The following is a 6,170-nucleotide window of genomic DNA, read 5'->3' as shown; positions in this document are numbered from 1 at the left end:
GAGCCTGCTCGCGAATGCGGAGTGTCAGTCGATATTGTTGTTGACTGATGCACCACTTTCGCGAGCAGGCTCGCTCCCACGGGGATTGCGGTGAGCTGTTAAAGGGCGTCGCGGGAAGGTTTGCCGTCCACCAGACGCTGGATGCGCAGGGGGTTGGCGTTCTTCAGCGGTTCCGGCAACAGGCTGTCGGGATAGTTCTGGAAACACACCGGCCGCAGGAATCGATCAATCGCCAACGTGCCGACCGACGTGCCGCGTGCATCGGAAGTCGCCGGGTACGGCCCGCCGTGGACCATGGAATCGCAGACTTCAACGCCCGTCGGATAGCCATTGAGCAGGATCCGTCCGACCTTTTGCTCCAGCAACGCCGTCAGCTCGCCGAACTGTTCGAAGTCCGCCGGCTCACCAATGATCGTCGCCGTCAGCTGCCCGTGCAGGCCGTTCAACGCGGCACTGAGTTGCGCCTGATCCGCCACTTCGACGAACACAGTGGTCGGGCCGAACACTTCTTCCTGCAGCACTGCATCGCCATTGATCAGCAGGCTGACGTCAGCCTTGAACAACTGCGGTTGCGCCTGATTGCCTTGCTGCGGATTGCCAGCCAGATGCTCAATGCCCGGGTGAGCTAGGAGTTTTTGCAGGCCGTTGCCATAGCTGCTCAACGTCCCGGCATTGAGCATTGTTTGCGCCGCCTGATCGCCGATGAGGCCCGCGACCTGCTGCACAAACGCGGTGAATTGCGGCGAGCGAATACCGATGACCAGACCGGGATTGGTGCAGAACTGACCGCACCCCTGCACGACCGAAGCGGTCAGGTCACGGGCGACGGTGTCGGCCCGAGCAGCCAATGCCTTCGGCAACACGATCACCGGGTTGATACTCGACATCTCGGCGAACACCGGGATCGGTTGTGGACGTGCGGCAGCCATGTCGCACAGGGCGCGGCCACCCTTCAGCGAACCGGTAAAACCGACCGCCTGAATCGCCGGGTGTTTGACCAGCGCTTCGCCGACTCCGCCGCCGTAGATCATGTTGAACACGCCGGCCGGCATGCCGGTTTTTTCCGCCGCGCGAATCAGCGCATCGGCGACCAGTTCGGCGGTGGCCATGTGGCCGCCGTGAGCCTTGAACACCACCGGGCAACCGGCGGCCAGCGCCGACGCGGTGTCGCCGCCCGCCGTGGAGAAGGCCAACGGAAAGTTGCTCGCACCGAACACCGCAACAGGCCCAAGACCGATGCGGTATTGGCGCAGGTCCGGTCGTGGCAGCGGTTGGCGATCCGGCATTGCCAGATCAATTCGCGCGCCGTAGAAATCGCCGCGACGCAGCACTTTGGCGAACAGACGCATCTGCCCGCTGGTGCGCCCGCGCTCGCCTTGAATACGTCCGGCCGGCAATGCCGTTTCGCGGCAGACCACCGCGACAAAGTCATCGCCCAAGGCGTCGAGTTCATCGGCAATCGCATCGAGAAATTGCGCGCGACGTTCCGCGCTCAGACTGCGATAGGCCGGGTAAGCGGCGGCGGCAGCCTTGGCGGCGGCATCGACTTCCTCAGGCGTTGCCTGGAAGAAATCATGAGGCAAGGCTTCGCCGGTGCTGGCATCAACACTTTGCATTTTGACGGTGCCAGTCGCGCTGCGCTGACCGCCGATGTAGTTGTGACCAAGAATCTGAGGCATGCGTATCTCCTTAAAGGGTGCCGACGGTGCCGGGCTCGAACGCGGCTTCAACCGGGGCGATCCCGTTGATCAAAGGCGCGCCGAACTCGGCCTGACTGATCTCGAACACATCACCCTCCCGGGTGCGAATGCCGTCGGCAAAGGACAGGGTCGCGGTGCCGAAAAAATGAATGTGCACGTCCCCCGGACGCAAGAACTGGCTGTACTTGAAATGGTGGTACTCAAGGTTCTCGAAGCTGTGGCACATGTTGGCCTCGCCGCTGAGGAACTCGTTCTGCCACAGCACTTCACCGTCACGCAGGATGCGGCTGGTGCCAGCCAGATGTGCCGGCAATTCGCCGACCCGCAGCTCCGGGCCATAGCTGCAACTGCGCAATTTCGAATGTGCCAGGTAGAGGTAATTCTTGCGCTCCATCACATGGTCGGAGAACTCGTTGCCCACCGCGAAACCGAGGCGATACGGTTTACCGTCGTGGCCGATAACGTAGAGGCCGCTGAGTTCAGGCTCTTCACCCGCGTCTTCGGCAAAGGGTGGCAGCGGGAACGGCTGGCCCGGACGCACGACGATGCTGCCGTCCCCCTTGTAGAACCACTCCGGTTGCACACCGGCCTGCCCGGCCGCCGGTTTACCGCCCTCCACGCCCCATTTGAAAATGCGCATGGTGTCGGTCATTGCCGCTTCGTCGCCGGCCTGCTGGTGCATCTTGTCGCGGGCCGAAGCGCTGCCCAGATGGGTCAGGCCGGTACCGCTGACCAGCATGTGCGCCGGGTCCGGGTGATCCAGCGGAGGGAGGATCCGCAGTTGCGCCAGCAGCTCCGCGTAGTCATGACCGATGCCCAGGCCCAGGGTTTTCACCTGCTGCTGCAGATTGACGCCCGCCTCGATAGCCGCCAGGGCCAGGTCACGGACCGTGCGCGCGTCCTGCACTTCGCGCACCAGCCCCTCCTCGACCACGCCTACCCGGCGCTCGCCGTTACTCAGTTCGAACTGCACTAAACGCATGGATTTTCTCCTGTAAACAATCTTGAAGGCGGCATTGCACCCTGTGGGGGCGAGCCTGCTCGCGATGAGGCCGTCAAATCCAAAATCATTACCGACTGACACTCCGCCTTCGCGAGCAGGCTCGCTCCCACAGGGCATTTGTGTGATCTCTCAGGTGCGAGTCGCGCCGCGAGCACTGGCCGCGAACTGGTCGGCCGCCAGCACATGCTTGCGCTCCAGTAACCGATAGACCACGCCGGTCAACACCAGCCCGAACACCATCACCCCCGACAGGAAGTACAGCCCCGACGCCAGGTTGCCGGTGTACTCCTTCAGTGCACCGATCACGAACGGGCCAATGTAGCCGCCCAGGTTGCCCACCGAGTTGATCAACGCGATCCCGGCCGCCGCACTGGCGCCAGCGAAGAAACGACCGGGCAAGGTCCAGAACACTGCGGTGCAGGAAAACAGCGCAAACGCCACCAGGCACAACGCCGCAAGTTGCAGCACAGGCACCGTCAGCCAGGCGCTGAGGAACAGCCCGATGGCGCCCAGCACGTAAAGCACGGCGAGGTGACCGTAACGATCATTCAGGCGGTCGGAACTGCGCGGAATGATCAGCAGCCCGATGATCCCGAAGATGTAGGGCACCGATGACACGAAACCGGTCACCAGGTCCGTACCACCAAACTGTTTGATCAACGTCGGCAGCCACAGGCCCAGGCCATAAATGCTCAAGGTCACCGGCAGATAAAACAGCGCCAGCAGCAACACGCGTTTGTCTTTCAGGGCGTGCAGAGGATTGCCATGACGGGTCTGGCCGTAGGCCTCCAGGTCCTTTTTCAGCTCGCCGGTCAGCCAGTCTTTCTCGGCCTGGTCCATCCATTTCACTTGCTGGGGCCCGTCCGGCAGGTAACGCAGTACCGGCCAGGTCAGCAGGATCGCCGGGGTGCCGATGACGATGAACAGCCACTGCCACCCGTGCAGACCAAGGATGCCGTCCATGCCGAGCAAGCCGCCAGACACCGGGCCGGTGATCATCATCGCGATGGGCTGGGAAAGAATGAACAGGCCAAGGATCTTGCCGCGATGACGAACCGGGAACCATTGGGTGATGTAGTAGAGAACGCCCGGGAAAAACCCGGCTTCGGCCGCGCCGAGCAGAAAGCGCATGACATAGAAGCTGTGCGGCCCTTGGACGAACGCCATGCCGATGGTGATGGCGCCCCAGGTGACCATGATTCGCGCGAACCAGCGTCGGGCACCGAAGCGATCGAGCATCAAGTTGCTGGGGATCTCCAGCAGGAAGTAGCCAATGAAGAACAACCCTGCACCGAGGCCATAGGCTGCGTCACCCAGGCCAATGTCGGCGCCCATGTGCAGCTTGGCGAAACCTACGGCGGAGCGATCCACATAGGCGATCAGGTACAGCAGGATCAGGAAGGGAATCAGTTTCAGCGTAATGCGACGAATAAGCCGCAGTTCCTGGCTCATGAGATCGGTCTCCGATTGTTGTTGTTATAGAACCTCGGGGGACGCCTCTCGCTGAAAACCGCCAGGGCAATCCCTCCGTTGAAAGCGACTATATAGTAATACTAATTAACCAACAACACTTCCAAACCGGCGAAATTGCGCTTATGTTACGCCTTAGCTCGAACAATATAGTCATACAATAAGAGAATCGATCATGTCCGATAAAAAACCCAACCTGCGCTCCGCCCAATGGTTTGGCACCGCTGACAAGAACGGCTTCATGTACCGCAGCTGGATGAAAAATCAGGGCATCGCCGACCACCAGTTCCACGGCAAGCCGATCATCGGCATCTGCAACACCTGGTCGGAACTGACCCCGTGCAACGCGCATTTCCGCCAGATCGCGGAGCATGTCAAACGCGGGGTGATCGAGGCCGGTGGTTTTCCGGTGGAATTCCCGGTGTTCTCCAATGGCGAATCGAACCTGCGCCCTACCGCCATGCTCACCCGCAACCTGGCAAGCATGGACGTTGAAGAAGCGATTCGTGGCAACCCGATTGATGGCGTGGTCCTGCTGACCGGTTGCGACAAAACCACCCCGGCGCTGCTGATGGGCGCGGCCAGTTGCGACGTGCCGGCCATCGTCGTTACCGGCGGGCCGATGCTCAACGGCAAACACAAAGGCCAGGACATTGGCTCCGGCACCGTGGTCTGGCAGCTCAGCGAGCAAGTCAAAGCCGGCACCATCACGATTGACGATTTCCTCGCGGCCGAGGGCGGCATGTCCCGTTCGGCCGGCACCTGCAACACCATGGGCACGGCGTCGACCATGGCCTGCATGGCCGAAGCACTGGGCACGTCCCTGCCCCACAACGCGGCGATTCCCGCGGTGGATGCGCGGCGTTATGTGTTGGCGCACATGTCCGGCATGCGCGCGGTGGAGATGGTCCGTGAAGATCTGCGGCTGTCGAAGATCCTGACCAAGGAAGCCTTCGAAAACGCCATCCGCGTGAACGCCGCCATCGGTGGCTCGACCAACGCCGTGATCCACTTGAAAGCCATCGCCGGTCGTATCGGCGTCGAGCTGGACCTGGATGACTGGACCCGCATCGGTCGCGGCATGCCGACCATCGTCGACCTGCAACCGTCCGGGCGCTTCCTGATGGAAGAGTTCTACTACGCCGGCGGCCTGCCAGCGGTATTGCGTCGCCTCGGTGAAGCTAACCTGATCCCCAACCCGAACGCCTTGACCGTCAACGGCAAAACCCTGGGCGAGAACACCAAGGACGCGCCGATCTATGGCCAGGACGAAGTGATCCGCACCCTCGACAACCCGATCCGCGCCGACGGCGGCATTTGCGTATTGCGCGGTAACCTCGCGCCCCTCGGTGCAGTGCTCAAGCCATCTGCGGCCAGTGCCGAATTGATGCAGCATCGCGGGCGCGCGGTGGTGTTCGAGAACTTCGACATGTACAAGGCGCGGATCAACGATCCGGACCTGGACGTCGATGCCAACTCGATTCTGGTGATGAAGAACTGCGGGCCGAAGGGTTATCCGGGCATGGCCGAAGTCGGCAACATGGGCTTGCCGGCCAAGCTGCTGGCCCAGGGCGTGACGGACATGGTGCGCATTTCCGACGCACGCATGAGCGGCACGGCGTATGGCACCGTGGTTTTGCACGTGGCCCCGGAAGCAGCGGCCGGCGGACCTCTGGCGACGGTGAAGGAAGGCGACTGGATCGAACTGGATTGCGCCAACGGGCGTTTGCACCTGGACATCCCGGATGCTGAACTGGCGGCGCGCATGGCGGATCTGCAACCGCCGCAAAATCTGATCGTGGGCGGTTATCGTCAGCTGTACATCGACCATGTGCTGCAAGCGGATCAGGGCTGCGATTTCGACTTCCTGGTTGGCTGCCGCGGTTCCGAAGTCCCGCGCCACTCTCACTGATCATATCAATCCCCCTGTAGGAGCGAGCCTGCACGCGATAGCGGTCGTACATTCAACATTGATGTTGACTGAACGACCGCTATCG

The 6,170-nt window shown here is 61.8% G+C and carries 4 protein-coding genes; 1 reads left to right on the top strand and 3 read right to left on the bottom strand.

What is annotated here, in order from left to right; genetic code table 11:
• Nucleotides 1-98: 98 nt before the first annotated feature.
• The 3 genes from QMX98_RS31410 to QMX98_RS31400 all read right to left on the bottom strand — a co-directional run bounded on the left by QMX98_RS31410 (nucleotide 99) and on the right by QMX98_RS31400 (nucleotide 4,155).
• Complete coding sequence (locus QMX98_RS31410) at nucleotides 99-1,679, bottom strand: aldehyde dehydrogenase (NADP(+)) (protein WP_010459838.1); 1,581 nt, start codon at nucleotides 1,677-1,679, stop codon at nucleotides 99-101.
• Nucleotides 1,680-1,689: 10 nt separating this feature from the next.
• Nucleotides 1,690-2,682, bottom strand: coding sequence for an AraD1 family protein (gene araD1 / locus QMX98_RS31405; protein WP_010459837.1), 993 nt, complete (start codon nucleotides 2,680-2,682; stop codon nucleotides 1,690-1,692).
• Nucleotides 2,683-2,832: 150 nt separating this feature from the next.
• Nucleotides 2,833-4,155 carry an MFS transporter gene (locus QMX98_RS31400; RefSeq protein ID WP_282411918.1) on the bottom strand — a complete coding sequence of 441 codons (1,323 nt, stop codon included), beginning with the start codon at nucleotides 4,153-4,155 and terminating at the stop codon, nucleotides 2,833-2,835.
• 193 nt (nucleotides 4,156-4,348) lie between these two features.
• Between QMX98_RS31400 and QMX98_RS31395 the strand changes: the two genes are divergently transcribed.
• Nucleotides 4,349-6,085, top strand: a complete 1,737-nt coding sequence (locus QMX98_RS31395) for an IlvD/Edd family dehydratase (RefSeq protein WP_010459835.1) — start codon at nucleotides 4,349-4,351, stop codon at nucleotides 6,083-6,085.
• Nucleotides 6,086-6,170: the final 85 nt, after the last annotated feature.

This window comes from Pseudomonas sp. PS02303 (genome assembly GCF_029959925.1).
Lineage (GTDB): Bacteria > Pseudomonadota > Gammaproteobacteria > Pseudomonadales > Pseudomonadaceae > Aquipseudomonas > Aquipseudomonas mandelii.
Note: the sequence above shows the minus strand (reverse complement) of the source record. Positions and strands in the feature narration are given on the sequence as shown.